General features: G+C 53.1%; 29 protein-coding genes and 2 tRNA genes. 11 read left to right on the top strand and 20 right to left on the bottom strand.

The features are described from left to right. Window positions 1-10 precede the first annotated feature (10 nt). Window positions 11-523, bottom strand: a complete 513-nt coding sequence (locus tag ACP7D9_RS11685; RefSeq protein WP_426157549.1) for a cell envelope protein SmpA — start codon at window positions 521-523, stop codon at window positions 11-13. 321 nt (window positions 524-844) lie between these two features. Here ACP7D9_RS11685 and mgtE point away from each other — a divergent pair, with 321 nt between their 5' ends. Further along, a complete protein-coding gene (gene mgtE, locus ACP7D9_RS11680) occupies window positions 845-2,287 on the top strand; it encodes a magnesium transporter (RefSeq protein ID WP_016773597.1) in 1,443 nt (480 codons plus the stop codon). Window positions 2,288-2,401: 114 nt separating this feature from the next. Here mgtE and ACP7D9_RS11675 read toward each other — a convergent pair whose 3' ends face one another. Continuing rightward, complete coding sequence (locus ACP7D9_RS11675; protein ID WP_003178899.1) at window positions 2,402-2,728, bottom strand: Arc family DNA-binding protein; 327 nt, start codon at window positions 2,726-2,728, stop codon at window positions 2,402-2,404. Between the two features lie 388 nt (window positions 2,729-3,116). Between ACP7D9_RS11675 and phnN the strand changes: the two genes are divergently transcribed. Further along, a complete protein-coding gene (phnN, locus tag ACP7D9_RS11670; RefSeq protein ID WP_426157546.1) occupies window positions 3,117-3,686 on the top strand; it encodes a phosphonate metabolism protein/1,5-bisphosphokinase (PRPP-forming) PhnN in 570 nt (189 codons plus the stop codon). Here the strand turns inward: phnN and ACP7D9_RS11665 are convergent. Then, window positions 3,661-3,840 (bottom strand): PA3371 family protein, encoded by a 180-nt coding sequence (locus ACP7D9_RS11665; RefSeq protein ID WP_101155945.1) that lies wholly within the window; start codon window positions 3,838-3,840, stop codon window positions 3,661-3,663. The genes phnN and ACP7D9_RS11665 overlap by 26 nt on opposite strands. Before the next feature lie 20 nt (window positions 3,841-3,860). Continuing rightward, window positions 3,861-4,094 carry a hypothetical protein gene (locus tag ACP7D9_RS11660; RefSeq protein ID WP_426157544.1) on the bottom strand — a complete coding sequence of 78 codons (234 nt, stop codon included), beginning with the start codon at window positions 4,092-4,094 and terminating at the stop codon, window positions 3,861-3,863. Between the two features lie 299 nt (window positions 4,095-4,393). On the opposite strand from ACP7D9_RS11660, the gene ACP7D9_RS11655 reads away from it, so the two are divergent. Next, window positions 4,394-4,470, top strand: a tRNA-Arg gene (locus ACP7D9_RS11655). 75 nt (window positions 4,471-4,545) lie between these two features. On the opposite strand, the gene ACP7D9_RS11650 is transcribed toward ACP7D9_RS11655, so the two are convergent. After that, window positions 4,546-5,094 carry a hypothetical protein gene (locus ACP7D9_RS11650; RefSeq protein WP_426157542.1) on the bottom strand — a complete coding sequence of 183 codons (549 nt, stop codon included), beginning with the start codon at window positions 5,092-5,094 and terminating at the stop codon, window positions 4,546-4,548. After that, window positions 5,091-5,732, bottom strand: coding sequence for a recombinase family protein (locus ACP7D9_RS11645; RefSeq protein WP_426157540.1), 642 nt, complete (start codon window positions 5,730-5,732; stop codon window positions 5,091-5,093). Before ACP7D9_RS11645 ends, ACP7D9_RS11650 begins: the two co-directional genes overlap by 4 nt. A 187-nt stretch (window positions 5,733-5,919) precedes the next feature. Between ACP7D9_RS11645 and ACP7D9_RS11640 the strand changes: the two genes are divergently transcribed. Next, window positions 5,920-6,648, top strand: a complete 729-nt coding sequence (locus tag ACP7D9_RS11640; protein ID WP_426157539.1) for a competence protein CoiA — start codon at window positions 5,920-5,922, stop codon at window positions 6,646-6,648. Window positions 6,649-6,658: 10 nt separating this feature from the next. Here ACP7D9_RS11640 and ACP7D9_RS11635 read toward each other — a convergent pair whose 3' ends face one another. The 8 genes from ACP7D9_RS11635 to ACP7D9_RS11600 are packed head-to-tail and all read right to left on the bottom strand — an operon-like array spanning window position 6,659 to window position 10,244. Continuing rightward, window positions 6,659-7,090, bottom strand: coding sequence for a hypothetical protein (locus ACP7D9_RS11635; protein WP_426157537.1), 432 nt, complete (start codon window positions 7,088-7,090; stop codon window positions 6,659-6,661). A 47-nt stretch (window positions 7,091-7,137) separates the two neighbouring features. Further along, the gene (locus ACP7D9_RS11630) at window positions 7,138-7,758 is read right to left on the bottom strand and encodes a tail assembly protein (protein WP_426157535.1); all 621 of its coding nucleotides are present in this window, start codon (window positions 7,756-7,758) and stop codon (window positions 7,138-7,140) included. Window positions 7,759-7,769: 11 nt separating this feature from the next. Continuing rightward, window positions 7,770-8,117: a hypothetical protein gene (locus tag ACP7D9_RS11625; protein ID WP_426157533.1), complete on the bottom strand. Its 348-nt coding sequence runs from the start codon at window positions 8,115-8,117 to the stop codon at window positions 7,770-7,772. Between the two features lie 50 nt (window positions 8,118-8,167). Then, the gene (locus tag ACP7D9_RS11620) at window positions 8,168-9,022 is read right to left on the bottom strand and encodes a hypothetical protein (RefSeq protein ID WP_426157531.1); all 855 of its coding nucleotides are present in this window, start codon (window positions 9,020-9,022) and stop codon (window positions 8,168-8,170) included. Next, the gene (locus ACP7D9_RS11615; protein WP_426157529.1) at window positions 9,019-9,219 is read right to left on the bottom strand and encodes a hypothetical protein; all 201 of its coding nucleotides are present in this window, start codon (window positions 9,217-9,219) and stop codon (window positions 9,019-9,021) included. Before ACP7D9_RS11615 ends, ACP7D9_RS11620 begins: the two co-directional genes overlap by 4 nt. Then, window positions 9,206-9,640, bottom strand: a complete 435-nt coding sequence (locus ACP7D9_RS11610; protein WP_426157527.1) for a hypothetical protein — start codon at window positions 9,638-9,640, stop codon at window positions 9,206-9,208. Before ACP7D9_RS11610 ends, ACP7D9_RS11615 begins: the two co-directional genes overlap by 14 nt. Next, window positions 9,637-10,053, bottom strand: coding sequence for a DUF5681 domain-containing protein (locus ACP7D9_RS11605; RefSeq protein ID WP_426157525.1), 417 nt, complete (start codon window positions 10,051-10,053; stop codon window positions 9,637-9,639). The genes ACP7D9_RS11610 and ACP7D9_RS11605 overlap by 4 nt, the downstream gene beginning before the upstream one ends. Further along, window positions 10,050-10,244: a hypothetical protein gene (locus tag ACP7D9_RS11600; protein ID WP_217862762.1), complete on the bottom strand. Its 195-nt coding sequence runs from the start codon at window positions 10,242-10,244 to the stop codon at window positions 10,050-10,052. Before ACP7D9_RS11600 ends, ACP7D9_RS11605 begins: the two co-directional genes overlap by 4 nt. Window positions 10,245-11,267: 1,023 nt before the next feature. Between ACP7D9_RS11600 and ACP7D9_RS11595 the strand changes: the two genes are divergently transcribed. The 4 genes from ACP7D9_RS11595 (at window position 11,268) to ACP7D9_RS11580 (ending at window position 12,576) form a co-directional block, all read left to right on the top strand. After that, complete coding sequence (locus ACP7D9_RS11595) at window positions 11,268-11,471, top strand: hypothetical protein (RefSeq protein WP_426157523.1); 204 nt, start codon at window positions 11,268-11,270, stop codon at window positions 11,469-11,471. Between the two features lie 302 nt (window positions 11,472-11,773). Continuing rightward, entirely contained in the window at window positions 11,774-11,944 is a 171-nt protein-coding gene (locus ACP7D9_RS11590) for a ribbon-helix-helix domain-containing protein (protein ID WP_217864916.1), read from the top strand. Window positions 11,945-12,037: 93 nt separating this feature from the next. Beyond that, window positions 12,038-12,274, top strand: a complete 237-nt coding sequence (locus ACP7D9_RS11585) for a hypothetical protein (protein ID WP_426157521.1) — start codon at window positions 12,038-12,040, stop codon at window positions 12,272-12,274. Then, a complete protein-coding gene (locus ACP7D9_RS11580; RefSeq protein ID WP_426157519.1) occupies window positions 12,271-12,576 on the top strand; it encodes a hypothetical protein in 306 nt (101 codons plus the stop codon). The genes ACP7D9_RS11585 and ACP7D9_RS11580 overlap by 4 nt, the downstream gene beginning before the upstream one ends. A 497-nt stretch (window positions 12,577-13,073) precedes the next feature. On the opposite strand, the gene ACP7D9_RS11575 is transcribed toward ACP7D9_RS11580, so the two are convergent. The 4 genes from ACP7D9_RS11575 to ACP7D9_RS11560 all read right to left on the bottom strand — a co-directional run bounded on the left by ACP7D9_RS11575 (window position 13,074) and on the right by ACP7D9_RS11560 (window position 14,268). Beyond that, the gene (locus tag ACP7D9_RS11575) at window positions 13,074-13,475 is read right to left on the bottom strand and encodes a hypothetical protein (protein ID WP_134023845.1); all 402 of its coding nucleotides are present in this window, start codon (window positions 13,473-13,475) and stop codon (window positions 13,074-13,076) included. Between the two features lie 67 nt (window positions 13,476-13,542). Next, a complete protein-coding gene (locus ACP7D9_RS11570) occupies window positions 13,543-13,779 on the bottom strand; it encodes a helix-turn-helix domain-containing protein (protein WP_103303183.1) in 237 nt (78 codons plus the stop codon). 103 nt (window positions 13,780-13,882) lie between these two features. Next, window positions 13,883-14,071 (bottom strand): hypothetical protein, encoded by a 189-nt coding sequence (locus ACP7D9_RS11565; RefSeq protein WP_426157516.1) that lies wholly within the window; start codon window positions 14,069-14,071, stop codon window positions 13,883-13,885. Continuing rightward, a complete protein-coding gene (locus ACP7D9_RS11560; RefSeq protein ID WP_217862769.1) occupies window positions 14,068-14,268 on the bottom strand; it encodes a helix-turn-helix domain-containing protein in 201 nt (66 codons plus the stop codon). Before ACP7D9_RS11560 ends, ACP7D9_RS11565 begins: the two co-directional genes overlap by 4 nt. Before the next feature lie 161 nt (window positions 14,269-14,429). Between ACP7D9_RS11560 and ACP7D9_RS11555 the strand changes: the two genes are divergently transcribed. After that, window positions 14,430-14,927 (top strand): hypothetical protein, encoded by a 498-nt coding sequence (locus ACP7D9_RS11555; RefSeq protein WP_426157515.1) that lies wholly within the window; start codon window positions 14,430-14,432, stop codon window positions 14,925-14,927. Here ACP7D9_RS11555 and ACP7D9_RS11550 read toward each other — a convergent pair. Then, entirely contained in the window at window positions 14,924-16,135 is a 1,212-nt protein-coding gene (locus ACP7D9_RS11550; protein WP_426157513.1) for a phage integrase, read from the bottom strand. The two genes, ACP7D9_RS11555 and ACP7D9_RS11550, sit on opposite strands and share 4 nt — an antisense overlap. A gap of 295 nt (window positions 16,136-16,430) precedes the next feature. Here ACP7D9_RS11550 and ACP7D9_RS11545 point away from each other — a divergent pair. Together ACP7D9_RS11545 and ACP7D9_RS11540 are read left to right on the top strand one after the other, a co-directional pair. Continuing rightward, window positions 16,431-16,502 (top strand) — tRNA-Arg (locus tag ACP7D9_RS11545). 784 nt (window positions 16,503-17,286) lie between these two features. Beyond that, window positions 17,287-21,915: a hypothetical protein gene (locus tag ACP7D9_RS11540; protein WP_426157511.1), complete on the top strand. Its 4,629-nt coding sequence runs from the start codon at window positions 17,287-17,289 to the stop codon at window positions 21,913-21,915. Window positions 21,916-22,415: 500 nt separating this feature from the next. On the opposite strand, the gene ACP7D9_RS11535 is transcribed toward ACP7D9_RS11540, so the two are convergent. Beyond that, window positions 22,416-26,168, bottom strand: coding sequence for a hypothetical protein (locus ACP7D9_RS11535; protein ID WP_426157509.1), 3,753 nt, complete (start codon window positions 26,166-26,168; stop codon window positions 22,416-22,418). Window positions 26,169-26,419: the final 251 nt, after the last annotated feature.

Below are 26,419 nucleotides of genomic sequence, written 5' to 3'. Positions count from 1 at the left end.
AAGCCCGCGTTTAACGCGGGCTTTTTGCTGTCCGGGATTTGGCTTTTCCCTTCACGCAGCCTCTTTCATCAAAATCAATTTGAGCACTGCGGCCTCGCTTGAGGTCGTAACGATAGCTCGTGGTCGACGTGCGCGTGTTGATCTTGTCTGGCTTGCCCAGTGCGCTTTCGACGTCCCGCTGGCTCATGCCGGCAACGACGCGCCGGTTGATGATTGCCTCACGCCGCTGCCTGCTGTCGATCAGGTTTCCACATTTGTGTTCGGCACCGCCCACGATGCCCGGTTCGCGTCCACGGTCTTTCATGCCGGTCACAGTTTCGTGATCGAATTCCGGCATGATCGCGACCCAGCCTGGGGAGTAGGGGTGAACCTCCTGAATCGAGAGTTGCTCGCCAGTTGCGCAGCTCATCGACGTGAAGGTGATGCGGCCGTCAGAGGCTTGGCAGCGATGAAGTGTAGCGGCGTTGGACGGCGTGACCTGGAGCAGGGCGGTCAGTAAAAAAAACGCTGGTTTTACGGGCATTCGATGTCCTCCGTGACGATCTACGACCAAGAGTAGTCGCTGCTTTTTGCATCGCGGGTGTGTTTTCTTTTCAAGATGAGTCGTCGCATTTGCACGGATCAGGAAGGCGCTCAGGTTTGTTTCGCAAGCGCTTGTTTCAGCCGTGATTTTTTCAACGTTTTAAACCGTCAGGCGTGTATCATTGCGCCCGTCAGCCCCGCCGGGGCTTATGGAAAACCTCCATGGACTTACCCAGTAGTTGTTCAGTAGCCCGTTTCACCAATCATGAATTGACTGATTGATACTTCCGGCGTGCCCCGCTGCTGGGAGTGGAGTTCGCCTATGTCCGAAATCGAAGTAAAGAAAACCCAGGAAAGCCTGCAGGATCGCCTGGCTCAGGTCGTTGAGCTGCTGCAGCGCCAGCGTGTCGTTGAAGACCTGACTCATCGCCAGGAAGGTCCGCACCACGACCGTGTGGAAAACCTGGTTCACCGGCAAAACCTCGTCGAGCTGCAACGCAAGCTCGATGATCTGCACTCCGCCGACGTCGCCTATATTCTTGAAGCCTTGCCGCTGGACGATCGTCTGACGCTCTGGCAACTGGTCAAGGCCGATCGCGACGGCGATATTCTTCTCGAAGTATCCGATTCTGTCCGTGAAACGCTGATCGCCGACATGGACGATCACGAGCTTCTGGCCGCGGCCAAGGACATGGATGCTGACGAGCTCGCTGACCTTGCCTCCGAACTGCCGCGAGACGTCGTCCATGAACTCATGGAGAGTCTGGATAACCAGCAACGCGAACGCGTGCGCTCGGCTCTGTCCTACGACGAGGATCAGGTCGGTGCGCTGATGGACTTCGAGATGGTGACCATCCGTGAGGATGTCAGCCTGGAAGTGGTTCTGCGTTATCTGCGCCGCCTCAAAGAGCTACCCGGTCATACCGACAAATTGTTCGTTGTCGATTATGACGGCGTACTCAAAGGCGTACTGCCGATCAAGCGTCTGCTGGTCAACGATCCGGAGAAGCAGGTCGCCGAGGTGATGGCCAGCGATCCGGTCAGTTTCCACCCGGACGAAGACGCCTACGACGCCGCTCAGGCATTCGAGCGTTACGACTTGATCTCCGCGCCGGTGGTCGACAAGAACGGCAAGCTGATCGGCCGTCTGACCATCGACGAAATGGTCGACCTGATCCGTGAGGAAAGCGAAAGCGAAGTCCTCAACATGGCCGGTTTGCGTGAAGAAGAAGATATTTTCGCTTCAGTGTGGAAATCCCTGCGCAACCGTTGGGCCTGGCTGGCGGTGAACCTGATCACTGCATTTGTTGCTTCGCGGGTGATCGGTCTGTTCGAAGGCTCGATCGAGAAATTGGTGGCATTGGCAGCATTGATGCCGATCGTCGCGGGTATCGGTGGCAACTCCGGTAACCAGACTATCACCATGATCGTCCGTGCCATGGCGCTGGATCAGGTCAGCACCGGCAATACGTCACGATTGATGCGCAAAGAGCTGGCGGTGGGATTGATCAACGGTCTGGTTTGGGGCGGGGTGATCGGTGTGGTCGCGTACATGCTCTACGGCAGTTGGTCGCTCGGCGTGGTGATGACGGCGGCGATGACGCTCAATCTGTTGCTGGCGGCGTTGATGGGCGTGTTGATCCCGATGACGCTGGCGAAGATGGGTCGCGATCCGGCGATGGGTGCCAGCGTGATGATCACAGCGATGACTGACAGCGGTGGCTTCTTCATCTTCCTCGGGTTGGCGACAATTTTCCTGCTTTAACCTCATGCAATCCAAAGGCCCGTCAAAGGACGGGCTTTTTTGCGCCTGCGATATGTTGAAATCGAGGCAAAAAAAAGCCAGCAATCATGCTGGCTTCAATGTGTTCGGTATGACTCAGGACGCGTCTGCGGCCATCTCTGCATCGTGAGCGATCAGCGACACCAGGGCGTTCTGCTGACGATGCGACAGCTGACGGAAGCGTTGCAACAGCTCGCGCTCGTGCAGCGACAGCTCCGGGCTGTCCAGGCGCATGCTCAGCTCTTCGCCCAGTGCGCCTTCCTGAATGAGACTCTGCTCAAGGCGCGCAATGATCTCGGAGTTCATGCTGCGATGATGATTGCGAGCCACTTCGGCAATGCGTTCACGCATTCCGTCTGGCAGACGTACGACAAACTTGTCAGCCGTACGGCTGGAATAAATTGCCTGTTTCAATGGGCGCATATATTTAACCGGTTAGTTCAGGGGAGCGGTTCTCGGGATTGGCCGCAGGATGTGTGGTAGGACAAGCATCCGGACCAATTGGTTCAACCTGAATTGTTAAGAGGCCGGCATCATGCCTCAAAATTGCCAGATCATTGGCGTCAATTCTGTGACAAATATTGAGCTGGATAAAGGCTTAATGCCAGCACCAGTTGTCAGAAATGCGGACTGGTTGGAAATCTTTCCATCCATCCGTATCGCTGCCCGCTGTCGAATGCATATCCGTTAATGTCCGAAGACCTCGGAACGTGCATGCTATGCGGCTCGCTATTTTTGATCCCTATGCGTACAGGATAGTGGCAATTTGCCGATTTACTAGAGGCAGGACCCGTCGGAGGGCGTTTACAGGATGGATGGCAAACTTTTTTACCTGATGGGGCCGTCCGGTTCGGGCAAGGACAGCCTGATCGAAGCGTCGCGTGAGCCATTGCGCGCGTTGAACTGTGAAGTGATGCGTCGGGTGATTACTCGATCAGCAGAGTCCGTCGGTGAAGACGCTATCGGCGTCACGCCTGAAGAGTTCGGGCGGCAGCAACAGGCCGGCGCTTTTTCCCTGGCTTGGCAAGCCAACGACCTTTCTTACGGCATTCCAGGGGAAATGGATGAATGGCTGCAAGCCGGTAGGCATGTGCTGGTAAACGGCTCCCGAGCTAACCTGCGCCAGGCGATGGAGCGATATCCGGATCTGGTACCAGTGCTGCTAACCGTCAATGACGAGGTACTGCGTCAGCGCTTGCTCGGACGCGGTCGGGAAACCCCTGATCAGATCGATGCAAGGCTGGCGCGCAATGCATTGTTCAAGGATCGAAGATCCAGCGACAGCCCCGTCCATCAGATCGACAATTCCGGCGACCTGGCTGCCGCTGTCTGCGCATTACTGAAGCTTATTCAGCTCAGCGTAGAACCGGATCGAATTTGATCTTGCGCCCGGCAATCAGCGCGAGCACAAACAGCACCGCAAACACGCCACAGCCAACCAGAGGCAAGGTGACTTGCGTCTCCTCGAACAACGCCAGATGGGTAATGCCACTGAGTAAAGCGAGGATGAGAAATCCTGCCGCCGATTTGGACATGTTGTACTCCTGAAGATTTTTCAAAAAACCAGACGTTCGGTGGTTGGCGCCGCAGCTTGCCCAGGCTCGCTCACCATGTGCGTAGAGGCGTCGCTGCGATCACTCAACACTGCCCACTGCGGCGCTTTCTGCACCTGCAGGTAATGCGGCATGCGCTGCGCTACTGGCTGCTCAACGTCAGCCTTGGGAAAAAAGTGTGATCCGATCAAGAAAGCCAGAGCCGCTGCGTTTGCAAGCAAGAGGGTGCTGTTCATGGCACGACGCTCCAAATTGTTCTTTTTTGATAGAACAGGCATAGCAGCCGCCGTGCCAACAGTGTAGCGGGTGATAAGTCCTTTAAAAACAAGGGTTTGGTAAGGTTTTTCGAACGACGCTGATTGCAATATGCAATGACTGCATTTTAGCGCAGTGCAAATTGCCCGGTAAAAGTTCCCGCAATCTTCCAAGGCGCTTACCTACACTTAAAAAGCCCTACGGACGACATGACAAACCAGGGGCTGGCCGTTAACATGCACGCCGTCTGTCGCACCGCGTGCAGGCCGCGTCAATCAGTGTCTCAGTAGCTCAATTGGATAGAGCATCCCCCTCCTAAGGGGAAGGTTGCAGGTTCGAACCCCGCCTGGGACACCATATTTTTCAAGCGATCCAGCGTTTTTGATCACCTTTGTGATTACTTCATGGGTGCGTTATGGGTGCATTCGCAAATTAGAGCTCATCAATACCACCGATCGCGCTCGTCAAATGGAACTCGTAATGGAACCCGTGTAGCTCGGATAGATAGCCGAGTAGATGAGTTAGGTTGCGATAGGCCTCGTTTACCCAAGCCTTCGAGAGCTCCGAATACCATATCGGCTCAAACGTATGCCCGTGCGCGTATTCGATTGCATCATGTCTCTCGTCGAACCGTGGTCCTCGGGTTGTTTCCGGCTTGCCGTGCGCCAAGTGGTCGCGAATCTTAAATATGCTTTTTGCAAACTGAAGGGGAGGCCGACCCCAATCGGGCGAAGCTCCTACGAAGGAATGCAACAGCGAGATTTTCGTTTTCCAAGGCATTCGCTCCAGATCTTCCCATCCAGGAATGCGCTCGGAACCTAGCGTGTTTAGAAACCCCTCGATAGTGAAAGCCATAAATACCGCGGGAGGCACCATATGCTTTGGAGAGTCTTCATGAGATTTGAGGTTGTGCATCATCGCCAGCAGAACTCTCATATTGGTGCTATGTGCAAACACAGTCATATAGGGTTGATACTTCATGCTTTCCTCGGCTGGCCACTCTGCTCTATTAGTTTGTCGCGGATTTTGAGGACGGTCGTTGTTGAGCAGTCGGCGTGTCTTGCAACTGCCCGGATACCCAAGCCGGCCGTGAGCAATTCTTTTACACGCCTGTGTAGCTTCTCATCCACTGGACGGCCTTGATATTTGCCTTCAGCTTTCGCTTTCTTGATTCCCTGAGCCTGACGCTCCCGACGCTGCTCGTAATCCTTGCGCGCGATCGCCGCCATCATTTCCACAAGCATCGAATTGATCGCGCCGAGCATCCGGCCGGTGAACTCGTCGCCCTTGGTGTCTTGCATTCCTTGATGGCTGGTTGGCAGGTCGAGCGCGACGATGCGCAAGCCTTTGGAGTCGATCGCAGCCTTGAGCTTCTGCCAATCCTCCACAGGAAGGCGTGAGAGGCGGTCTATCGACTCCACCAGCAGGACGTCACCCTTACGAGCATCTTTGAGCAGGCGCAGCAGCTCAGGCCGATCTGCCGACGCGCCGCTGGCGTTCTCCAGGTACACGCTCGCGATCACCTTATTGTGGTCGGTGGCGAATTGCTCGAGCGCTGCCCGGGCGCGGCCGGCGTCCTGCTCTTCGGTTGATGCTCGGAGGTATGCGCGGATGAACATGATGTGCTGTCCGTATCAGTTAAGGTGTTCTACTAATACTGTTGCACTATGAGTGTCACTTATCAAGTGAATTACGCAAATAAAGACGAATTTGCGCGTATCAGCTCAGGCATACCAGAAAAGTGCACGTTGAGATGGGCTCGGAGGAGGCATAGCATGGTCGCTACTTGCCATCATGGAGCGCGGAATGATCTCAGCGATGATAGACGGTGAAAAGAGGCCTCCGCAGGCCAAAGGAGAGCAAACCACCTGCGTCGGCTGTGGCGGCACGCTTAGGGCCGTCATTCCGCAATTCAAGGCTGCGCATTGGCGTCATGACAGTGGCGATTGCGATCCGTGGAGCGAGCCCGAAGGTGAATGGCACCTGGGATGGAAAGGCTTGTTCAACCCTCGCTATTGTGAAGTGTTCATGAGAGATCCGCAGACCATGGAAATCCATAGAGCTGATGTCTTGTGTCCGCGACCAGAAGGGGCAGGGGTAGTCTTGGAGCTACAACACTCCTCAATCTCGGAAGAGGAGCGGACAGCTAGGGAGTCGTTTTACTCTAAAGAAAATCGAATGTTTTGGCTTCTGAACATGGGCAGGACATCAGCCCTTTCATTCAATTTCGCATCGTGCCTCAACTTCAGTGAGGACAATCGGGTAGAGGTCGGGGGGCGTGACTTTTACCGGATGGAGTGGTTCATGCGTGGGACGATGCTGGATAAGTGGAAGCAATCTCGAGCACACGTTTTTTTAAATCATGGCCGCTTCGTTTTCTATCTTGCGACAAGGGCTGCGTGCCGTTCATTGGTCGACGGCCAAGCCAAAGGAGAATTTGCCTTGGCGCGCCTCACTGTGCGTGAGTTTCTTAAAGCTGTAGCCGGAGACGAGCCCTCTGCGCTGACGATACGCTGTGGTGAAGGCGATAGTTGAACTCTGCTCATTAAATCGAGCTCGGGCGGATGTCCAGGCCAGCGTTGGTATCGCCGCCGATTCGAAAGCGCTTCGTCTGGCCAGCTTTGAGAATGGTCGCCTGCTCTTTCAGAGCTCCTGCCCAACTACACAAGCCCGAACCGCGCTCGTCCGCTCCAAGTCCCACCAGATGTTCGCCCGCAGGAACGTACAGGCTTACCCCTTCACCAGCGTCTATTCGCGCCACTGGTCGACCGTCAAGGTGAACAGCAACGAAGCACCCGCCAGCGACGAACCCCGTGTCACGCGCAACCTGAATCGTCCCGTATGGGCCGGCAGGTTTTTTCCCGTAGGCCAGCACCCTGTCTGCGGGTACCGGCTTGGCTTGATCGAAAGGCACGGGTGAGGTGGAGCAGCCTGCCATCATTGCTGCCAGGGCGGATGCAGCGGCGATCTTCAGCATAGGAATTCCTTGTCGTAAAGTTGCAACTGTAGCACCGGCCGTAACCCTTACACCTTGTCTTCAGCCAGGATCGAGGCCGAGATAATCATCCCGCCCCACCGGCGTTCGCCGATGCAGATCGGAACCGGGTTGCCGCTGGCCGTGGTGTTCTTGGCGCTGCCGAAGGCATAACTTGGCCTGTTTTCCGGGGCTGCGCTTTGTTTAAGCCCACCCTGCTGCGAGCTGATTAACTGGATTGCGCCACCAATGGCGGTCGCATATCCGGCAGCTGCCAATGCGCTCGCAAATGGGGAGGCTGCCCCTCCGGATGCATAGGTAATGAACGCCGAGGCGGCAATCATTACAACCCCGAGAATTGTCTGGAGAACGCCAGCACGCTTGCTTCCCGTAATGACGGGCACGATTTTTAAAGATTTGGTGCCCCCCAGGTCAAAGCGACTTGTTCCGACGTTTTCCCCGTTTCGGATTATTGCGAACCTCATACCCAGCCGGGCCAATCGGTCAACCTCCTCTGAAAATCCCTCGACCGTTGATCTCAGAGCTTTGAAGACCTCCCAAGTACTGCCAACGTCAAGCAGGTAGTCTTTTTTGCGGAAGAATTTTCGACCGAGGATGCTGGTGAGTTCGATAGTTGTTTTTGGGGTGTAATGAATAGCTAGGGCTGCCATTGGTGTTATTCCTATGGGTTGATGGTTGGTGCGGTGGTGCCCAAGCGAATGGCGAGCAGGGATCGCGACATGCGGGCCTGATCGAATATCACTTGCTCATGCAGAGGGTTGTAGTTCCAGATCCGGTCGTGGATTGCTTTGTACGCCCTTGCACCACGAAACGTTCCTCGCAGCAGTTCGGCTGAAACTCGTGCTTCGTCCTCGGTGAAGAACGGCCCGTCAATCGTCACCTTCTGGCCATCGCGGACGTGCTGAACATCCCACACCACGTAACCGGAGTCGGGACCTTGTTTCAGCGGGTACGATGAAAAATGGTTGGTTTTGCACGCTTCGGCGAAACGTTCTTGATAGTTGGCCAAGGGCTATCTCCCGATTCGCGGCCGCCAGATCGCGGCCGCCCACCGTTGGGTCAGGCTGCGTCTTCAGCAGCTTCTTCATCGTCCGCGGTCGGAGTGTTCTTGAGCATCTCGGCGGTCGGCCCCTTGCCTGGTAGCTCAAGCGGGATAGGGGTCAGCCACTCCGAAAGCTTCGCGTAGCCGTCGCCGAAATCACCCCACTTCTGCACCTCGGTGGCCTTATTGTCGATTCCCACGCCGTCGGTGATTAAGCCGACAGCGAGGGCGCGAGCGTTCATCAGCGTCTCCCGCACGCCGATCGCAAGCAGGCCCAGCGTTATCACCGCATCCGGATACGCAATGGCGATTCCCGCGCCACCGAGCTTTACCGCCTGCTCATCGGTGTAGCCGCTGATTCTGGCCGGGCCGCGAAGGACCGCCGCCGCGATGCGCGACTCTTTCCCCTGGCGCATTTGCATCAGGAGGTTCATGCGCTCGTTGTTTGGCAGGTCGCTGGTGTATGCCCGGCACTCGGCATCTAAAGATGCGCCCACGGCGTCATTTGGCGAGAGAGCTAGGAATGGGAGGATTTTTTGGGATGCGTAGGTGTAGAGGTTTTGGGCTGTCTCGCGGATCGTCGGAATACCGTCCTTCACAGCCATAACGTAATCGTCAAACGCAGCTGCCGATCGCCGTGTTTTTGCCTCTCGGGTAAGGTCGGCGTTTTCGCGGATGGCCTCCATTTTCGCCGATGCCTTCGAGTATTGATCGAGCATGGCGTCTTGAAGGCGCTGGAGCGGGCCGACATTCGGCCAAAGAGCCCAGGCGGTGCCGGGCAGATTTTCGGAGTGGTATTTCTTGAAGTCGTGAAGGAAAACAGTGGCAGATCCGACTTTTTGCATAGCGCCGACAGATCGTTGCAGGTTCATTTTGTGCACCTATGGTTGGTTTGCGTTTGTGGTTGAGGCTCGAAGTAGTCAGCGAGCGTCATTCGATCGGAACTCACTCCGCCGGCGGCCGCGGCGCTGAGCTCGTCCATGATCTGGCTGATGGCTTTCACATCGTTATCGGTGGCCGCTAGGCCCAACTCGCTTTTGAGCTTGGCCAACTGCTTAAGAGGCTTCATTGCGCGCCTCGATGATTTGTCGATATTGCTGAGCGGCGTACTGATCGACAGTCATACCCTCTGGAGGACTGGTGACGATCCAGGCGCCGGGCGGTGGGGCGTGGCGGATATCCATGATCCCGACCTGAGCGCCATACCTGGCTGGTCGTTCAACGTGGCGCACGTGCAGGATCAGAGCCTTCGCCATCTCCTCGCACTGGTCGCTATCCATTGAGGAAAATGGGAAAAACAGGCACTCGTTTTTCCCTTGGATTCGATAGTCCACCTGGTGTCCCGCAGTCTTGGGGAAGTCGGATTCTTCTTGCAGTTCGGTAGAGCTCGCGCGGATCACTGCCAGCACAATCAGCAGAACCGACTCGTCGGCAGCACCGATTTTTTGAGCCAGCCGCTGCAGTTCGGATTTCAGGGACTTGATGCTCATCGCTTCATTTCCTCAATTTGTAGGCGAAGCTCTTCCATCGCCTGTTGCAGCTCTGCCACCTCAATGACGCGAGCAACGGCCCCCAGTCCGAGAATGAGATTCTTACCCTGGTCGGGGGGCAGCTTCCCATCAGCGATAGCCCTGAGCAGCGACCGGGCGGCACTCGGCAGGTCCGTGTCGTCCAGGTCGAACTTCACCGACTCCACTGAAGGTTTGATAGGCGGCACAAGCCGCTCAAGGATGAGCCGACAGGCCTGCATATCTCCCTTCTTGGCGGCGGCCAGCACCTTCTTGGTCACCGCCTCGGCACCCTCCGCCAGCTTCGCGCGGATCGCTTGGGTCTGCCCTGAACGCCCGCCGGGGTTACCTGATTGCCCCGGCGCCCATTGCCCGGCGTTGGCGCGGCCCGTCACTGAGCGGCCTTCTTGCGCGCGCCGACCAGTTCGGCCGGATGCAGCAGTGCCAGTTCTGCAATGTGCAGATCGACGCCGGGGCCGGTGATATGGAAGCGGCCACCGGCGAGCTCAGTCAGCGTCAACCCGCGCTCCGCAATCCAGCGCCGGGCGCGGTTGCGCTTACTGCTGAAATTTCTAGGCACGGGCAAGTCGAGACTCCAGGCCGATAACTGGTTTGTTCTCACTGAGGGCGATGAGCAGCGCGCAGGCTTCGATGCTGCCCGTGTCTGCGGCAGCGCGAAGGCGCGCCCAGGCCGAATTGAGCTCCGCCCGAGTAGGCTTGGCCTGTGGTCCACGCTGTTTCGTTTGTTGGGTCTGCATGATCAATCCTCATTGGCTGCGGAACCGGGTGACGCAACCAAATTAGGACTTATCTGAGCGTATATCCAGTGTTTTATAGGTGCACCCCATGTGCTACACGGAACGGGACGGAATGGGACTGAAATAGTTGGTTTCGGCGGATCGGAAGGAGGATTTTTTGTTGCAGTAAGTCAATATCAGCCAAAGTGATACAGCTACCCAGCTGAACGCATCGTTCACCCTCAATCTGAGGTCGGGTAATTACGGTGAAGTGGCGACACTTTCTCAATTTGAGGAACACCCCCCAGTGGGGGAAGTTGAGCTATCCAACCCCCGTTGGGGGCCGGACCTGTCATCCCATTTCGGTAGGGCAGGTGTCGCGACACGTTTTGCGTGATTTGAAAACGTGTCGCGTACTGGATGCATCCAGATTTGGATGCATCTTCCCTCGGCGGGGTAATACCCCTGATTTGGGGTATTTGAAAGCCGGAAACACGGCTTTGAGGAGGATGCGAACCTGGCTGCCACATTCAATTCTGTCCGCAAGACAGATTCAGGTGAGGTGGCGCTTCACCACCCCACGTTTAGGAGTGAGCCAGGATCACATTTAGAGTTCGAAGTCATGACAAGGCCTGCTCCGGCCTGCTGTCAGGCCATACGGCCCGAATCGGCCCATTTGGTCTGTCTCGCAACCCCCTGTGGTGGTTTCAGCACACATCGTGGATAACGCCACACTGTGGCATTCCTACCACTCGAGGTAGAGGCCGGAGCGTCACATTGCGAGAAATTTCCCTGTGGGAGCGAGAATTTGCAGGGGTTCTACCTGGATGTCGGAGATACACTCAAAACTGAGCACATCTCCCGGAGGCCCTATGTCAGTCATCGATTGCGATTACCTGCCCGACCCATCCAAGACCAAATTCCCGCCGGAGCTGGCACTGTTGATCGTGCGCAAGGCCGCATCGCTTGCCGACGCCTTCGAGCAGCAGGCGCTTGATCAGCTCACCAAGGACGCAACCTCAGCGCTGGCCGCCGGCGCCGATCCCCGTCAGGTAATCAGACAGATGCGTCTGTAACTCCCACCAATGGTGGAAGTCGAGGTTTTCACCATTGGTGGGATTGCCCCACCTTTTACGGCCATCCCGCAAAAGTGTCGGCAAATCCGGCAGATAGCAGGCGGTGGCCACAAAACATTTCCTGCCCTCCCGTTCTGGTAGGTCAGCTCCCACAACTTCGGGATCTGTAATCCAGATGTGAGCGCAAATCCGCGCATCTCCCGCGACTCTCTTTCAGAGGGCTGCAATTATTTTCCATCCCCCTGTTGACCTATGTAAGACAGTGTCTTACACTGAGCCCATCAAGACGAGATGAGGCTCCCATGGCAAACACACCAACCGTAACGATGAGACTGCCCCAGGAATTGATCGAGCGCGTCGACGCATACGCAAAGCGCGTCACCGGCGACACAGGGGTCGAGGTAAACAGGACAGCCGCAATCCGCGCGCTTTTGGTGGCGGGGCTGGAAGTCAAAGAGAAGGGTAAGCAGTAACCGGCTGAGAATTTAGCCGATTAGAAAGAGGTGCCAACCCGGTGCGCTAACACCGGGAAGGCGATCACACGACGAAGCTTAGAGGCACACGTCATGCAACCATACCAAAATACCAGTAACGCACTGATCGTCCAAGGGAATCATGAAGGTCAGACATCTCGCGAGCAGCTGTTTCGCGACCTGATGGGTCTTGCCATCCAGCTGGAAAGCATCCTGGTCGATGAAGTCGTCCCGATGATGCAGGCCGCTGGCCATCCTTTAGCAGGCCGGGTGCACTCACTGCGCTCAGAGATCAAGCTGCGCGCTCTGCTGCTTGGGGGCGCCCAATGAGCCGCGAACTGGTGGTGATCGAGCCGCTCGAGGTACTAGGCGAGGTGGTTTCGGAAAAGGCCGTCCTCAACGGGGAGGCCATGTGCTCAATGAACTTTGCCCGGGAGGAGATGAAGCGTCTCGAGAAAATCCTCCTCACCTTCGTGGTGCCTGCCATGGGCGGGTATGACAATGAGCTGGCTTGCGAAATTGCACGTCACCTTGAGCAGATCCGGACATTCAGCGGCAATTTCTGCTGGAAGCACCGACACGTAGGCTCGGCGTGGGGTGAGGTCGGAAAGCGGCCGGGCATTGATGACTGAAACCACGAAACCTTCGTAGTATGGCCAGGCACTACCCTGCAACGGGGTGGTGCCTTTTGCTGTAGGAGCGACTCCCGGCGCCAATCGCAAACTATCGACCTTTACCTTTCTCAACCTGATAGATCAAATCCTTCCGTACCTCTTCCGCGCAAGGTCGACACATCCCGATCTGCGTCCAAGGCAAGAACTCGACAACCAGGAAAGTGAAGCCTCCGACCTGCTTACATTTGCCTGCATACCCGTGCTGGCAGCTGGCCTGTTGGATGGTGTGCAAGGTCATTTAATAACCCCCATGGTGGTGTAATTATATAAGACTGGGATTTTTTCCCGTTGGCCTGATCGCTACAGCCCCCGATTTCATTGGCGTGCACTGGGAAAAAATCCCAGTGGTAAGTCGGTAAGAACTCTTGACCGGACAGAACCGGACAATTACCACCCTAACCACTGGGAAAAATTCCCAGTATCTTCCGGAAAAAATCCCACCGGCAATTTCGAAATCAAACGAACTTAAAGCGTGGCGGGCCCGGGCGAAGTTCCAAGTTCTTCCCGGGGCAATCGTCTATTGCGGCCCAGGTGATCGCATACAGTGCTGGCTGGTGTTTCCCGTCCTGCGCGAAAGGACCGTGCTCCCGCGTTTTCACGATCAGGCCTGCGGCTATCAGCTCTTCAAGCGCAGATCGCAGCGTTTTGTCATCCATGCTCCGGCCGCTCGACAGCATCGCCACAGTGCACGCGAGGTCTCCGTTGTTTTTACCGTTGTAGTTCCTGGCCAGCTTGATCAGCACCACTACTGCTTTGGGCGATAGGTTGTCGAATGCATCACTGATCAGCAGTCGATAGGGCAGAGCCAGCACTCGACCGCCACCAAAGTCGACCTTGTAGGACTTTTTTCTGGCCATTCAAACGCTCACAGGCAGGCGCAAGGGGATTCCGCAAAAAAGCGGCGTCCCCCTTGCGCACTCTGGTTTACGACGCTTCGCGCATGAGGATGTACTTGGCGACCCGGTGCGGAGGTCGACCTGGCTCGGTCGACTGGTGCGTCCAGTAGGTGCGGATTTCGTGCCCCTTTTTCCTGAGGCGCCGAATGGTGCTTGGTGGCTGCACGATGTCGAGCATTTGAGCCGCTTCGACTGAGGAGATCGGGCCGTTTCTTAGCGCCTCGATCATTTTGCGGTCTTGCTCGACCGAAGAATGACGTGTCATAGTTTGCCCTTCACGTTGGTGCTATCCAGTGTGTTTTCGCCCAGGCGGTGTTCCCGCACCGCCTTGGCAATCTCTCGCGCGTTCCTGCGCAATTTCTCCATGATCATTTGTCACTCGGCTCGTCGACGAAGCGACTTAGAACAAGCCAAAGGGCGGCGGATTTCTCCTCCTCCCAGCGCTTGCTCAGTCGTTCGTATTCGGTGGTAGAGATGCTCGCCCCCTGCATTGCTAGGAACGTGTCGCAGGCGGACTGGAGCATCAGCTGCTCCTTATAGGTAAATTCCAAGATCATCGCGCGCCATCCTTCGCGGCGCGCTCTACCCACGCTTTGAGTTCCGTCATCAGGATCAACCGGCGGCGACCAAGCTTGAACGCCTTCAGGTCTCCCGAGGCAATCAGCTCGTAAACACCAGAGCGCGAATACCCGACAATCCGCGCCGCGTCTTCGACGCTGACTGAAAGTGGACTTAACTGATTTGCTTGTTCCATGAGCCATCTCCCAATCCTCTGCCGACACGGCATAGGTCCACCGAAAGAATATTGCTGTATGTGATGCACGTCAACTGCAATCACGGACTGAATATGAATGCATGGACTTCGGTGGACGCAAAAGGTAGGATTGGGCTAACCACATTTGATAGGTGTAAGCGATGGCCAAGAACAAGCCGAGCCAAGGTGCGCGAAAGACGGAGACGTTGACGCTCCGTCTTGACCCCAAGGTGAAAATGATGATTGAGCTCATATCGCGGATTCGCAGGCAGTCCATCACCGGCGTGGTTGAAGCGGCTATCGAAGGGATCGCCTTTGACTTGGACGCCCCATATTTTGACGATGGGGAAACACACAACTACTCGCTCGGGGTGATTTTTTCCGAAATATGGTCTACAGACGAAAGCGAACTATTCATAAATACGTGCTTCCGCCTGCCTTCACTCCTGACTTATGAGGAGCAGCGGCTTTGGGAGACGATAAAGGTCTCCGTGGCATTTCGAGAAAAGCCTACATCGACCGCGTTAACGGATTGGGAGGTTGATGGCGTGGGCCGCCTTGATAAGGCGATGATCAGGATGTTCTGGAGCGATCTGGCGGAGCACGTCGTGGACAACCGCGAGAGCCGGACGGTTGTGCCTTTCGTGCCTCCCTACTAAATCAGCTCAACTGCCGCTGCCTTGCTGTCGGGTGCAAGGTGGGCATAGCGCAGGGTCATCTTGATATCGGCGTGCCCCAGCAGATCCCGGATCGTGTTGAGCGGTACGCCGGCCATCACCAGGCGTGACGCGAAGTCATGCCGCATATCATGCCAGCGGAAGCCTTCGATCTCGGCGCGCTCTAGCAGCTTGAGCCAAGCGCTTTTAACGTCCTCCAGACGGCCGCCTTCCTGACTCGGGAACACGTATCGAGATTTGCCGGCCAGCTTCTTCCAGTCTTCCAGCACACGCACTGTTTCCTTGTTCATCGGGATATGTCGTGTGTCGCTGGTTTTGGTGGTGGCGCCGGCGGCGGTGATCGTCTTCGTTTGGAAGTTCACCGCGGACCATTTCAGGTCGAACAACTCTCCGCGTCTCATGCCTGTATTCAGCGATACCAAGACCATAGGCTTTAGGTGGTCTGTGAATGGAACCTGCAGCAAGCTAGGCATCAGTTCCTTACCGCGATCCGCTCGCCACTTGTTCGCACTCTCGCGCTCCGCCCTTGCTTCGTCTTGGCGGGCGTCCAGCGCTACCCGGAGCCGTTTCGTCTCTTCTGCATCTAAGTAGCGGACCAGTCCCATCGAGTCGACTTTTAAGGCTTTGAGCCGGTCCATCGGGTGGGTATCGATGTACTCCCACTCAACTGCTCTGCTGAATACCCCGCTAATGGAACCCATTTTTCGATTGACCGTCGAAGGCTTGTTGCCCGACTTCATCCATCCGGTGCGGATCTGGTCCAGGTCACGGCCGGTGATCGCGTCGAGACGTTGAGCCATGATGGCCTCGAAGTTGTTGTCGAGCGTATGCAGTGTTTTCTCATGCCCTTTGTGGTGCGTCTTGAACCAGGGCATATAGGTGTCGTCGATGAACTGACGCAGGGAGGGCAGGGCGGAGCCCTTCCTTCCTTGGGTGACGGCCAGCGGCTCGCCGTGCTTCCTCGCGTCGGCGAGGTACTGTGTTGCCTCCTGGCGAGCTTGGTCTAGCGTGAGGATGCCTACTCGGCCCAAAGTCTTTTTGCGGCCGCGGGCCCAAGTCACCACATAGGACTTCGCTCCCGCAGCCGTCACTCGCACGAATAGCCCGGTGATGATGGTATCGTGGACCTCATACTCCCGGCCGGTGACTTGCAGGCCGGCAAGCAGCTTGGCCGTAATCTTCTCTTTCACTTTGTTCCCATGGGTGCAGAGTGGGTGCAAAAAGAACTATACGGGGCCGTTTTCACGGACGCAACCGGACGCATAACCCGTGATTAGTGGGTGTTGTCCAAGCGGGCTGGGTGCAGAATTATCCCTCCTAAGGGGAAGGTTGCAGGTTCTTATCTGGGGTACTCCGTAGGCGCGTATTGGGATGGGAAGCCTTCTTGCGAGTAAGACGGTTCGGACGCAGTGCTAAGGACGTAAGGTTTTGATTTATCAGTACTCTTGAATAAAAGACCAAAAAAAAGCATCATGATAGACCTGTGCTCTCTTAGTTCAATGGATAGAATAAGCCCCTCCTAAGGGTTAGATGCTGGTTCGACTCCAGCAGGGAGCAATACCCTCAACTGCTTGCCGTACCCTCTGATTCCTACCACGACCTGACGCTTCAGTCGTTGGCAAGTCTCCTTGCTCCGATTACCTTCCCTCTGAGCTACACGATCACACTGGCGGCCCTCCCGCGAGAAAGGTCGCTCATAGGTACGATAATTCTGATGTTTTCGTAACGGCGAGTTGTAGAAGCTGAGCAATATAATATTCGGTTAAGTCGTTTTTTATTCCAATAACGAAAGCTCATCCTTTCATTGTCATACTGATCAGCCTCATGTGTTTCTCCTTCAGAGTTAAATACAGAAGTTCAATAGTGTGTATTGCTGAGTCTGTTAAGACCCGTAGTGCTGGCAATAGGTCGAATGATCTCTGCGCTCGCGCTTCCCGTTTTCACGTCTATTTGCTGACCGATGGCATAGGTAGCGCTTGGCTAAGAGACCTGTGTTTTCAGTAACAAAGCAAGCGTCCGATTCAGGCCTTTTTTTCGCGTCTCGCCGGTGCTGAACATCATCACATGACTCCAAGGTCATGGCCGTAAAAGCGTATTAATATCAGTTTCGCTGAGCATGCTGCTTGCTGGGCTGGCCACAAGAAGTTATGTGGAAAGCAAAACACTGACTTTCCCACGCAGCATGGTGGAGATCAGCAACCTTGCTAAGGGCGATAGCAAAACTTTATGTTGGAAGGATTACCTCTGCTTGGTCCGTGTCGCATCCGCTCTTCCACGGTTCGATCTGGCATAATCTAAGGTCATAACTGAACTCTCATCCAGCACTTTGCAGCGGATAAAAATGGAACCTAGCAACGTATTTCGCGGCGTGTTTACAATCCTGCGGGTAGCCTTAAAAAAAATTACACCATTTGCCATGCAAAGGGCGGCCGGGAAAGCACCAGAAGAAGTGCGCTCTGCCGATGATTCAATATTAGAAAGTGCGATTCAGCGCTTAGTGGGCGGACGGCCGGATGATCCGTTTTATAAGCGTTTCCCCGATGCGGTAGCTCACCTCCTGATTACACCTCCTCATCTGGACACGCCAAATGTTGTGAGCTGGCTCAGTGATCGCGGGATGAAAGCCGACATCATGCAGGCTGCTCGTAGAAAGTCGCTGGGCTCAGAAATCCCTAAAGAGATACTCACTAGGCTTCAGAATCGATATGCCGAATTAGCCTTCGCGAACGCGCAGGAGGCGAGCGGTGTCGTATCGGCCACGATCGCAATTCTTGCGGAGTCTATCAACGCGCTCGTTGAAGATCATGGTGCTGCCGGGTTAATCACAGCCGCTCATCATGACCTGTCTGACAAACTGCAAGGAGTCGAGAATCTTCTATTGGGTGCTCACTCTTCTCTTCAGCAGCAGACGCCCAACCAGATCATTGCTTCTGCGCTTGAGAGTAATATTGCTTGGCTTTCAGACGCATTCGGAGATAAGACGCGTGCTCGCAGTGCATTTGGCCAGCCCCTCAGCCCAGGCGATGAATCGGTTTTACGTACAGTTGATCGAAAAAATCTACGGGTCACAGTCGCTAGTAACGTCTTTGGTAAACCAGATGATGCCGTCACTGCGTTAGTAGGCGCGGATGGAAATGGCAAGTCTTGGATTTTTGCGCAGACCTGGATCCATCAACCTGACCGACCACTGACCGTTGTGTTGGTCCCCGACGATATCCAGGGGCGACCATCTTCAGAGTACTGCCGAGATCTCTTGGTATCGATGCTTCTCACACAAACCGGAGAGATACCAACTCAGCAGCACAAGGAGGTATGGCTCAAGGAGCTACAGAACTGGCAAGGCCAATCCGACGTTCCTATTCCTCGGGTGGTTGTATTTATGGACGGTATCAATCAGCGCGAAAGTATCGATTGGGTAACGTTCATTGATGCAATGAGTGAGTTGATGGTGGAGATTGGCGGAAAATTGGTATTTAGCTGTCGGCAGGTTTTCTATCGCGACTTCATAGATAACAAACTGTATAGCCGGGTGGTCCAAGTTAAGATCCCTGAGTGGAGCGATTCAGAACTAGACGAGCTTTTAAAGGAGCGAGGAACGTCGATTTCTGCTCTCGATGCTGCGGTGATGCACAGCCTTCGTAACCCTCGGATTTTTGGAGTTGCCGCTACTCTCTTCAGCACCGAACAAATAACAGCGTTCGGCGAATTGAGTATCAGTCGCCTGCTTTTTGAGCATATTCGTAGCAGTGCCGCCGAAGGGGCAAAGAGATCTGACAAGCAGTTCAAAGCAGATATTTGCGCCCACGCTGATAGCATTGTGCGTCGTCTTGAGCAACAGCAACGTGACGACATAAACGAATTCCAGATGCGAATGCTAGTGAAAGCTGGTGGTGACGATCAGGCCATCACCGAGCAGTTTGTCATCACATCAGCTGGGCGTTTCTTCGAAGTGTTGGACGAAGATCCGAACAAGTATCTTTTGAAAGATGAGGGCCTACCGCTGGCGTTAGGGCTTTCTCTGGTAAAGACGGCTCGAGACGCGTTACGGAAAAATAAGAGTGTTGAAGATGCACTGTCTAATATTCTTGAACCTATTGCGGCGCTTGATAGAACTGGCGATATATTGATGGGGGCAATTCTTTCTGCCGTATTGGAAGAATCGCCTCTTGAAATTGTGAGCCCATTAGTTCGTTGTTTTGTCTCGCTTCAGAACATAGATTCTGTACGTTATCCAGAATTTCGAAATCTTTTCAGTCGCAACCCTAAAGCGTTTATCGCGGCCCTAGAAGATGCATCTCTTTCTCGGGATGTTGTCTCTAATCTCGCGTGGTTGACCGATGCAGCTGATGATTTACGCGGTGATGAGGCCTTCGAGATCGAGCTTTCAGCCGGTATCCATCGCTGGCTCAACATGTATTCCCTCGCGCCCGAACGTGCGGTTTTTTATCCCAACACTGCGGAACACGCAGCCGAGCGACATAAAAAAAAGGTTGAACGTGAGCAGGAGCTTTCCGACGCTATCACGTCATTTTCGGTGACTGAACAAGATTTTTTTCGCGACATGACTCAGGTTGATCAGGGGGACTACGGCCGCCTCAGCTTGCTTGCTTTCCACGCATTAGCGGGTCAGCCGCTAGCCTCTTATGCCAAGGATCTGCGTAACTGGTGTTTATCGACATCGCTAAATGGTGGCCATCAAAGTCCCCAAGGTGTCTTTGACGATCTTTTGCATTTCAACTTGATTGATTGGGAGGCCACTAGGGACGCGCTGCGGGAATGTGCGGCCCCCTTGCGGGAAGCCAATGTTTCCAAAGTGGGCCAATGGGCGTTGATATATGTTTTGCGCGCCACAGGTGATAGCGACGACGCAAAAGAGGTTCATGCCTTCGTTGAGGCGTTGACCAAGGATCAAGAGCGTGGAGGAGGCTGGCGAAGGGTAGAGGACTATTGCGCTACTGATCCTTGCGATCCTTCGTCAGAAGAACCTGACAACATTGAACAGACCGCAATCGACTATAGGGCGATAAACCCAGTCAAGTTGAGCTGTGGCAGGAGTGTCTCACTACAAGACCACTTTTTTTCGATGGCTAAACCAGGCCTCGCACGCTTCCGACCTGACGCAGCTGTCGAAGCTTTGCGGTCATTCGCAGATGAGGTTTTGAATCGGGCGGAGTCGGAGTTCCGCCAAGCGATTTACCTTCTCGAAAGTCATACCGTTTGCTTAGATGATCGAGTTGCGAAAGCCTATGTTGATAAAGCGGGGGAGATTGCACAGGTTGCATTGAGTGCCGGCGAAGATGAGAATAATGAAGCTTGGGTCAGTTCGCAGCATGCTCTTCTTGTTGCCTTTGCCCACATGACTGGTCATGAGCAATTCACTGCGCTGCTTAAGCATCCTGAAGACAAAACCATTCTTCGGGATCTTTGCGATCTATTCCTGCCTATAGATGAAGCTACCTTGGAGCGTTCGCTCGACAAGGCCTTGAGGGAGGGTAACCAAGTTGCTCAGTTTCGTATCCTTTGTTTCGCTGAGGCATCAGAAACCTCGCTCAGCGCAAACACCATAGAGACTGTGATCTCCCTACTCGAATCGACGCACCGCCACGTCCGTCTGTCTGCGTTGTCCCTAATACAAGCTGCCGCTGTCCCGACGCTACTCGTTGGGCTCGTGAAATCTAGTTGGAGTGCAGCTTGTCTCGATGCGGTGTCTCAAAAAAGTGAAATATTTTATGGATCGCTGGCGCTTGTAAGGGCTGCGGAGCAAGGCTTAATTTCAGTCGAGGGATGCCTTGATCGAATTGCACTTTCCGCTTATGAGTTTTTCGCTGAGCGACTTGGGCCTGATGCTGCACTGGCAATTTCAGACCGAATCAATACGGCTATTTTCAAAGCAGCGGAGTTTCAGGTTACAAGTAACTTGCCAAGTATCGAACAAAATATTGGTGGGCGTCACTGGCCGGAGGTTATTGAAGTATCCGAAAAAAAACCTCAAAGCGAAGGCCTTCGGGAGCAGCTAGAACGGCTCGCCGATACTAGCGATGCTTGGTACAAGCGCCAACAGCAAAACGAAGATGCTTTTGATCGTTTTGAGCGTGATCTGTTGAAGGTTGGTGCGCAGCTGATTGTTCAGGCCGTCACCATTGGATTGATTCAGTCAATTGACCGGGTGGCACCGCTACTAGTCGATTCATGGCACGAATATTTTCTGGGTCTGGACAGTCAGAGCTTTAACAATGTGCACAATATTGCTTCGCTTGTTGCCGAAGCTATTTCCAAAAGAAATGTTGATGCTGGGATGGCTTTGTTCAAGCGTTTAAAAGCCGGACGTCCCGATGTGCGAATGACATTAGGTCGTAGCAAGGTTGAACTGGATGCGGTCTGTATTTGGCGGGCTGCTGAAAGCAAAGAAATTAAGGGCGCTTGTTTCGCGCGGCTCGATGGCATCGACAATGATCATGAGCTTGCTAAGGAGGTTCTGGCTGCTCTAGAAGCTCAGCGAGAACATCTCTTACATGATTATGTCGTCGATCGGAGAAAGCGCCTAGAGCCAGCTCATCGGGCTCGGGCTACGATGGTGGCTGGCTTTTCAATGGAAAATGATTGGGCGATAGAGACGATCGATTTGTTGAAGGACGAGCATGGATTTCTCCATCAGGCCTATGTGGCGTCCAAATACGCTATGGATCGTCATCAATGGTCGCGTCATTGGGCTTCTCAGATGCGTAGTGCGACAGATCCAGTCGAGCTTTGGCGCTACTCAGTTTTACTGTCGAAAATAGTTGATGGTCGCTTCAGTCTGGCTGAGCTGTATGGAGAGATTCCTAGCCCCCTTATTAAACGCTTCGGCAGTACGCTTAATCGACCGATCCGCAATAGGATCGGTAAGTGGAAAGGCAAGCGAGAGTCGAAGCTTTTTGGCATGCGCACTCCGGACCGTAAGTTTATTACGGGGGGTAAGGTTGTAGATTAGTTTCAGGTGGTATATTTAGCTATCGATAGCGGTAGCTAAACCGCCTGGACAGCGTGGACCGATTTAGGCATTGATGCTGCTAGACCATGCACTGAAATGCTTTGATGTGACCTATATCCACACGACTGCCAAGACACAGAAACGCAGTGTCCTGGAGCGCTGGCATGCGTGGCTCGATGGTCGGGGGTTGGCTGCGCTGCATAGTCCGACAAATACGAGCGAAGTCAAGGTATAAGGGCGACGAGCTGCGTCCTGCTATCACCGCCGCCCCCTCTGCTGGCGGCGGATAGCGGCCGCTCAGGAATTAATCACAGGTGATTACGCGCATTTCCAGGGGGACTCCACATCCGAGTGACTGTACGCGTAGTACTTTGGGATATGCTTGTCTACGACTGGCTCATTATTTAGATTTGGCGTGACCAGTAACTTTGTAGTGGGCGGCTACGGTACTAGCCACCCTATGTCTCTCAAGTCACCAGATTAATTTCCTGCCTACCAGATTAGAAAATCCCTAGATCGCGTTCCGCATCCATGTTGGATTCACGTGCTATCTGACTATCAATAGAGGCAATATGCTCTTTTACCCATTTTTTTACGTTTCCATTCTTGTGCTTCAAAAGAGGAGCAAGCGCTAATTTATCAGCCTCCAAATAAGGCACTAATGACCCTGACCACCCCCTACTCCCCATGTTTGCATTTAAAGCGCTCGCGACACGTTTATCGCCGCCAAAATTTTCAAGCAGCAGAATAAATAACTCCGACGGACTCTGAGCATCATCTCGAATCTCAAATATATTTATACAGGCAGCGACAAAGCTAGGGCCAGAATCTGGATGCTCATAACACCACGAAATAATTTCTCCTGATGGAAAAGAAGAAAGAACACTTGGCAGTTGGCTGGAAACGCTATTTTCTCTATCAAGCAGTTTCTGCAACCAGTAAAGTTCCATACCTTTCGCTCTAGATATAGCCTCCCCAAAAACAGGCCATAAGAGATCGCCGTATTGCTTCACTATCTTCATAAGCAACGGCTTTATGTAGCTCCATAAATCATTATGATTAAACCCAATCCGGCATGAATCAATTAGCTGACGAGAAATCGCAATCACTAGCCCTTCATCACGTGTCTTTAATAGAGCCTCGACAAGTGCACTCCAACTGTGGAGGTCCGTGTATGCCGCCGAATGTTTTTTGTGTAAGGGAACTGCCGATACCAATGACTTTACGGATGTACGTATTGTTTCGACCCGCTCCATATTGCCAAAGCAGTACATAAACATTACATTCAATGCAGGCCAGGCGGCCTCATCACCTAACGCTGCCAATTTCAAACAAAAATCCGAAACAACTTCTGGCGCTAGTTCACTAGTAACACTACCATAGCTCAAAACATTTGCGCTATTGGCCGAGATCAATCCAGTCGTTATAAGCTCAACCAACTTATTTAAGTGCTGAGCCTCAATATTCCCTGTACGAATAAGCTCAGGATAAAAGTTTACAAGCCGCTCATCAGATGAAGCCGACTCAATATACTTCTGCCAAGTTTCCGGAGATTTCTCGTACACCCCACGATATAGCCCAGTAACAAAGCTAGAGTTTGCTTTGGAGTTTTCAGACAGCCTCTTCAAAGCAAGCTCAAGAAGCTTGCTTTCATCCGCTAATTCCAAAACTAGTTGACGCCCAAATGAGTGTGACTGTCGCTGCTCACCTTCGAGTAGCAAATCAATACACGAATACAACTCGTCGACATTTCCAGCAATTTCAGTTGCTAATTTCTTAGCGTTCTCTGCCGCGACATCGACGTATTCCCCCCCCTCAAGCCTATGATGTTCCCGAGGTGGATTAACAACAATTATTCTTAGTTTTTCCACTAACTCAGCACCTTCTGGACTAAGTAGTTTCATCCAAGAATTGAGCGCAGTGATAGCAGTTTCTTCGAGTTTTTCGCGGTCATACTCGAAGGTGTTTTTTATGCTATCAAGTGCAGCAGGCCAGTATCGGCCATTAGATTCTACAATGTGTCTAATAGCGACATCTAGCATATCAAGTCGACCTCTTCCTACAAAGCCACGAATTGAATGCCCAATATCGCTTAGTACTTTTTCTCTTTGTTTTTCGCCTCGATCCATCATCTCTGAATACAAGTCGAAAGCAGATTGCCAATAGTCGAAGATCTCTTGCCAAATTTTTGGGCGCCACTCTTCAAGAGGTGCTTTTGTACCTTGGTATTCTGCACCGACCGTACGACTACCTCCAAAGGTGCTGATTGCCTGCTCTAACGCATTAAGCAGTACCATATCAACTTCAATTTGTTCCATATCCATGGCCTGTCGAAGCAAAGCGAAACGGGTATCTGGCGCAGCAGCAGTACCGGAGAGATTGATGCAAAATAACTGCGAAAATATGCCTGTGGCATTATTACTCCAAGATTCATTTTCTGCTGACGCTAAGAGCAACATGCACCATGAGGCCTCCATAAACAAATCGGCATGGAAGCAGAGTTTCTCTAGCCCCCAAACTAAATTTCTTCGAACCTCCCCCTCAATTGAGAACAACTGTTCGTGATCCATGGAGGTTAAAGTTCGATATAGCGCTGCGGACGTGGCATCGGGGTTCACATTCACAAAAGCGCGGAAGAATCTAGAACCCCGTTCCGATAGGATCACCTCCGCTTGGCCAAAAGGGGCTTGAGGCCCGCAAAGCTTCTCAGTGAGTAACTTTACCTCACTATGAAAGTCCATTTTCTCAATTTGGTTACAAAAACCCTCAATCATCCCTTCGGGGATAGAGTCGATTAACCCTCTTTGTTTTTCCTCTCGTGACTTTGTCCACCATTGCCCTGCTAATCGTATTGCCAATGGCTTAGGGACCACTTGGCCAAATCGTCCGCGACGATCAATTAATCCTCGACTTGAATACTCTTGAATGCAACCATACACATCATCAAGATGCACGCCAATCGTGCTGGAGATATATTCCAACTGGTATTCAACTTCTTTCTCAACACCAAACACGTCAAACAAAGAACATGCCTGTAAAATCCTCAAGCACTCTGGATTTTCTGCTTCGTTACGTTTCCAAAGAAGTTTGCTTGCGAGTTCGTCCTCCGTAAGGCTTCCAATTCTTGGATCTTCGTTTAGTCTCGCTTCCGCCAATAGCACCGCCATTTGAGGGAAGCCTTGTGCGAAATCCACTATCCGCTTCAAATCCGACAAAACATTGTTATATACGGGGCTTAGTAACTGAAAAAGTTCATCATTAGTCATTTGCTCCAACCTAAAACAAACAGTTGGGGCCGCAATCGAATCAAAATTATAGTCGAGAGTCAGCAACCTTACTTGGCTACCTTCGCGACGGACTTCCTTGACAAGCCGTTCATGCAGCCGATACTCACAGTTGTCAACAACGATAATCGCCTCATACCCTAACGTAACCCAGTCAGCTATAAGTGAGTCAATATTAGGCGCATGATTAGCGTCGACATAAACAACTAAGCTTCTAATCTCTTCATTTTCACTGAAGACCTGAAACGCTGTTCTTGTTTTACCTAAACCAGACAACCCCATCATACGAAAGCAAGCTTTCGGCACAGACAAACCAGTCTTTAGCTTCTCAACCACCTCGCTACGACTAGCAACAGGGGCAAAAGGTAAGCGAGAAAGATCTTCATGCTCACTCCAAAGTTCGTAGGTTTTCAAACCCCGTTCAACTGGCCGACCGCTCCAATGCTGAACTGCTACAACAGCTGAAATATAAAGATTAACCCAGCCTGCGATTTGACTCGCATCATATATACGCAAATCACACTCGTTCGCATACCCTTTGCCAGCACCAACAAGGGATGCTCTAACTTGCTTAATCCGCGCCTGCTTTTGCTTTGAGTTAAGCTCCTGGGTGGTAAAAACTATATAGCTCCCCCCATCGGTAAGAACTTGATCCACTATTGGTTTGACCAAACCTTTAGCAGTGATCACTTCCTTAGCATACGCTGCCGGCCCCATATCGGTCGCTTTATTCTGAAACAAGCTTAGCCGATTGGGAATATAGTCTGTGGAGTCTGGTCCTTGCTCCCAGGAAATCCTGCCATCTTCACCGCCATCCCCCGTGATTATATTAAGTGCTACTTCTACAGCACGTTGCGCAATTCCAAAACGAAAGGCTTCGGCGTGCAGAAGCTCCTTGAGCAATTGTGTTAATTGGATATCGTTTAACTTATTGATATCACCAGATTCGACTTTAAAGGGCTTTGCCATGACTTTCCTTTAGTTGATTGGTTTCTTGAGCCCAATGACCTGCCATGTAAATATTTCGCCTTCACCCCAACCTTGCGCCTTCACAGCTATTCTATATTTCATCGTAAATTGCTGATCATGGATGGTAAAAATTTTTTCGATGTGGAGCTATCGCTTCGGACTCAACCGAAACGCATGTAGTGATCCTTTCTACTGCCGCTTTCCAAGCTGGGTTCCGGTAGATAGATAGCATGCAAATGCCTGGTTCAGCC

This window comes from Pseudomonas sp. TSRC2-2, from assembly GCF_049897785.1.
GTDB lineage: Bacteria > Pseudomonadota > Gammaproteobacteria > Pseudomonadales > Pseudomonadaceae > Aquipseudomonas.
This window is presented reverse-complemented; position numbering and strand designations above follow the sequence as displayed.

What these genes read in the sequence shown, in the direction of transcription:
- ACP7D9_RS11660 (WP_426157544.1), bottom strand. Translation starts at nt 4,094, where the DNA reads ATGAACAGCACCCTCTTGCTTGCAAACGCAGCGGCTCTGGCTTTCTTG.
- ACP7D9_RS11615 (WP_426157529.1), bottom strand. Translation starts at nt 9,219, where the DNA reads ATGAAGCCTCTTAAGCAGTTGGCCAAGCTCAAAAGCGAGTTGGGCCTA.
- ACP7D9_RS11595 (WP_426157523.1), top strand. Translation starts at nt 11,268, where the DNA reads ATGTCAGTCATCGATTGCGATTACCTGCCCGACCCATCCAAGACCAAA.
- ACP7D9_RS11610 (WP_426157527.1), bottom strand. Translation starts at nt 9,640, where the DNA reads ATGAGCATCAAGTCCCTGAAATCCGAACTGCAGCGGCTGGCTCAAAAA.
- ACP7D9_RS11590 (WP_217864916.1), top strand. Translation starts at nt 11,774, where the DNA reads ATGGCAAACACACCAACCGTAACGATGAGACTGCCCCAGGAATTGATC.
- ACP7D9_RS11620 (WP_426157531.1), bottom strand. Translation starts at nt 9,022, where the DNA reads ATGAACCTGCAACGATCTGTCGGCGCTATGCAAAAAGTCGGATCTGCC.
- phnN (WP_426157546.1), top strand. Translation starts at nt 3,117, where the DNA reads ATGGATGGCAAACTTTTTTACCTGATGGGGCCGTCCGGTTCGGGCAAG.
- mgtE (WP_016773597.1), top strand. Translation starts at nt 845, where the DNA reads ATGTCCGAAATCGAAGTAAAGAAAACCCAGGAAAGCCTGCAGGATCGC.
- ACP7D9_RS11630 (WP_426157535.1), bottom strand. Translation starts at nt 7,758, where the DNA reads ATGGCAGCCCTAGCTATTCATTACACCCCAAAAACAACTATCGAACTC.
- ACP7D9_RS11535 (WP_426157509.1), bottom strand. Translation starts at nt 26,168, where the DNA reads ATGGCAAAGCCCTTTAAAGTCGAATCTGGTGATATCAATAAGTTAAAC.
- ACP7D9_RS11560 (WP_217862769.1), bottom strand. Translation starts at nt 14,268, where the DNA reads ATGGAACAAGCAAATCAGTTAAGTCCACTTTCAGTCAGCGTCGAAGAC.
- ACP7D9_RS11580 (WP_426157519.1), top strand. Translation starts at nt 12,271, where the DNA reads ATGAGCCGCGAACTGGTGGTGATCGAGCCGCTCGAGGTACTAGGCGAG.
- ACP7D9_RS11570 (WP_103303183.1), bottom strand. Translation starts at nt 13,779, where the DNA reads ATGACACGTCATTCTTCGGTCGAGCAAGACCGCAAAATGATCGAGGCG.
- ACP7D9_RS11645 (WP_426157540.1), bottom strand. Translation starts at nt 5,732, where the DNA reads ATGTTCATCCGCGCATACCTCCGAGCATCAACCGAAGAGCAGGACGCC.
- ACP7D9_RS11685 (WP_426157549.1), bottom strand. Translation starts at nt 523, where the DNA reads ATGCCCGTAAAACCAGCGTTTTTTTTACTGACCGCCCTGCTCCAGGTC.
- ACP7D9_RS11635 (WP_426157537.1), bottom strand. Translation starts at nt 7,090, where the DNA reads ATGCTGAAGATCGCCGCTGCATCCGCCCTGGCAGCAATGATGGCAGGC.
- ACP7D9_RS11540 (WP_426157511.1), top strand. Translation starts at nt 17,287, where the DNA reads ATGGAACCTAGCAACGTATTTCGCGGCGTGTTTACAATCCTGCGGGTA.
- ACP7D9_RS11650 (WP_426157542.1), bottom strand. Translation starts at nt 5,094, where the DNA reads ATGAAGTATCAACCCTATATGACTGTGTTTGCACATAGCACCAATATG.
- ACP7D9_RS11555 (WP_426157515.1), top strand. Translation starts at nt 14,430, where the DNA reads ATGGCCAAGAACAAGCCGAGCCAAGGTGCGCGAAAGACGGAGACGTTG.
- ACP7D9_RS11565 (WP_426157516.1), bottom strand. Translation starts at nt 14,071, where the DNA reads ATGATCTTGGAATTTACCTATAAGGAGCAGCTGATGCTCCAGTCCGCC.
- ACP7D9_RS11585 (WP_426157521.1), top strand. Translation starts at nt 12,038, where the DNA reads ATGCAACCATACCAAAATACCAGTAACGCACTGATCGTCCAAGGGAAT.
- ACP7D9_RS11675 (WP_003178899.1), bottom strand. Translation starts at nt 2,728, where the DNA reads ATGCGCCCATTGAAACAGGCAATTTATTCCAGCCGTACGGCTGACAAG.
- ACP7D9_RS11575 (WP_134023845.1), bottom strand. Translation starts at nt 13,475, where the DNA reads ATGGCCAGAAAAAAGTCCTACAAGGTCGACTTTGGTGGCGGTCGAGTG.
- ACP7D9_RS11640 (WP_426157539.1), top strand. Translation starts at nt 5,920, where the DNA reads ATGATCTCAGCGATGATAGACGGTGAAAAGAGGCCTCCGCAGGCCAAA.
- ACP7D9_RS11665 (WP_101155945.1), bottom strand. Translation starts at nt 3,840, where the DNA reads ATGTCCAAATCGGCGGCAGGATTTCTCATCCTCGCTTTACTCAGTGGC.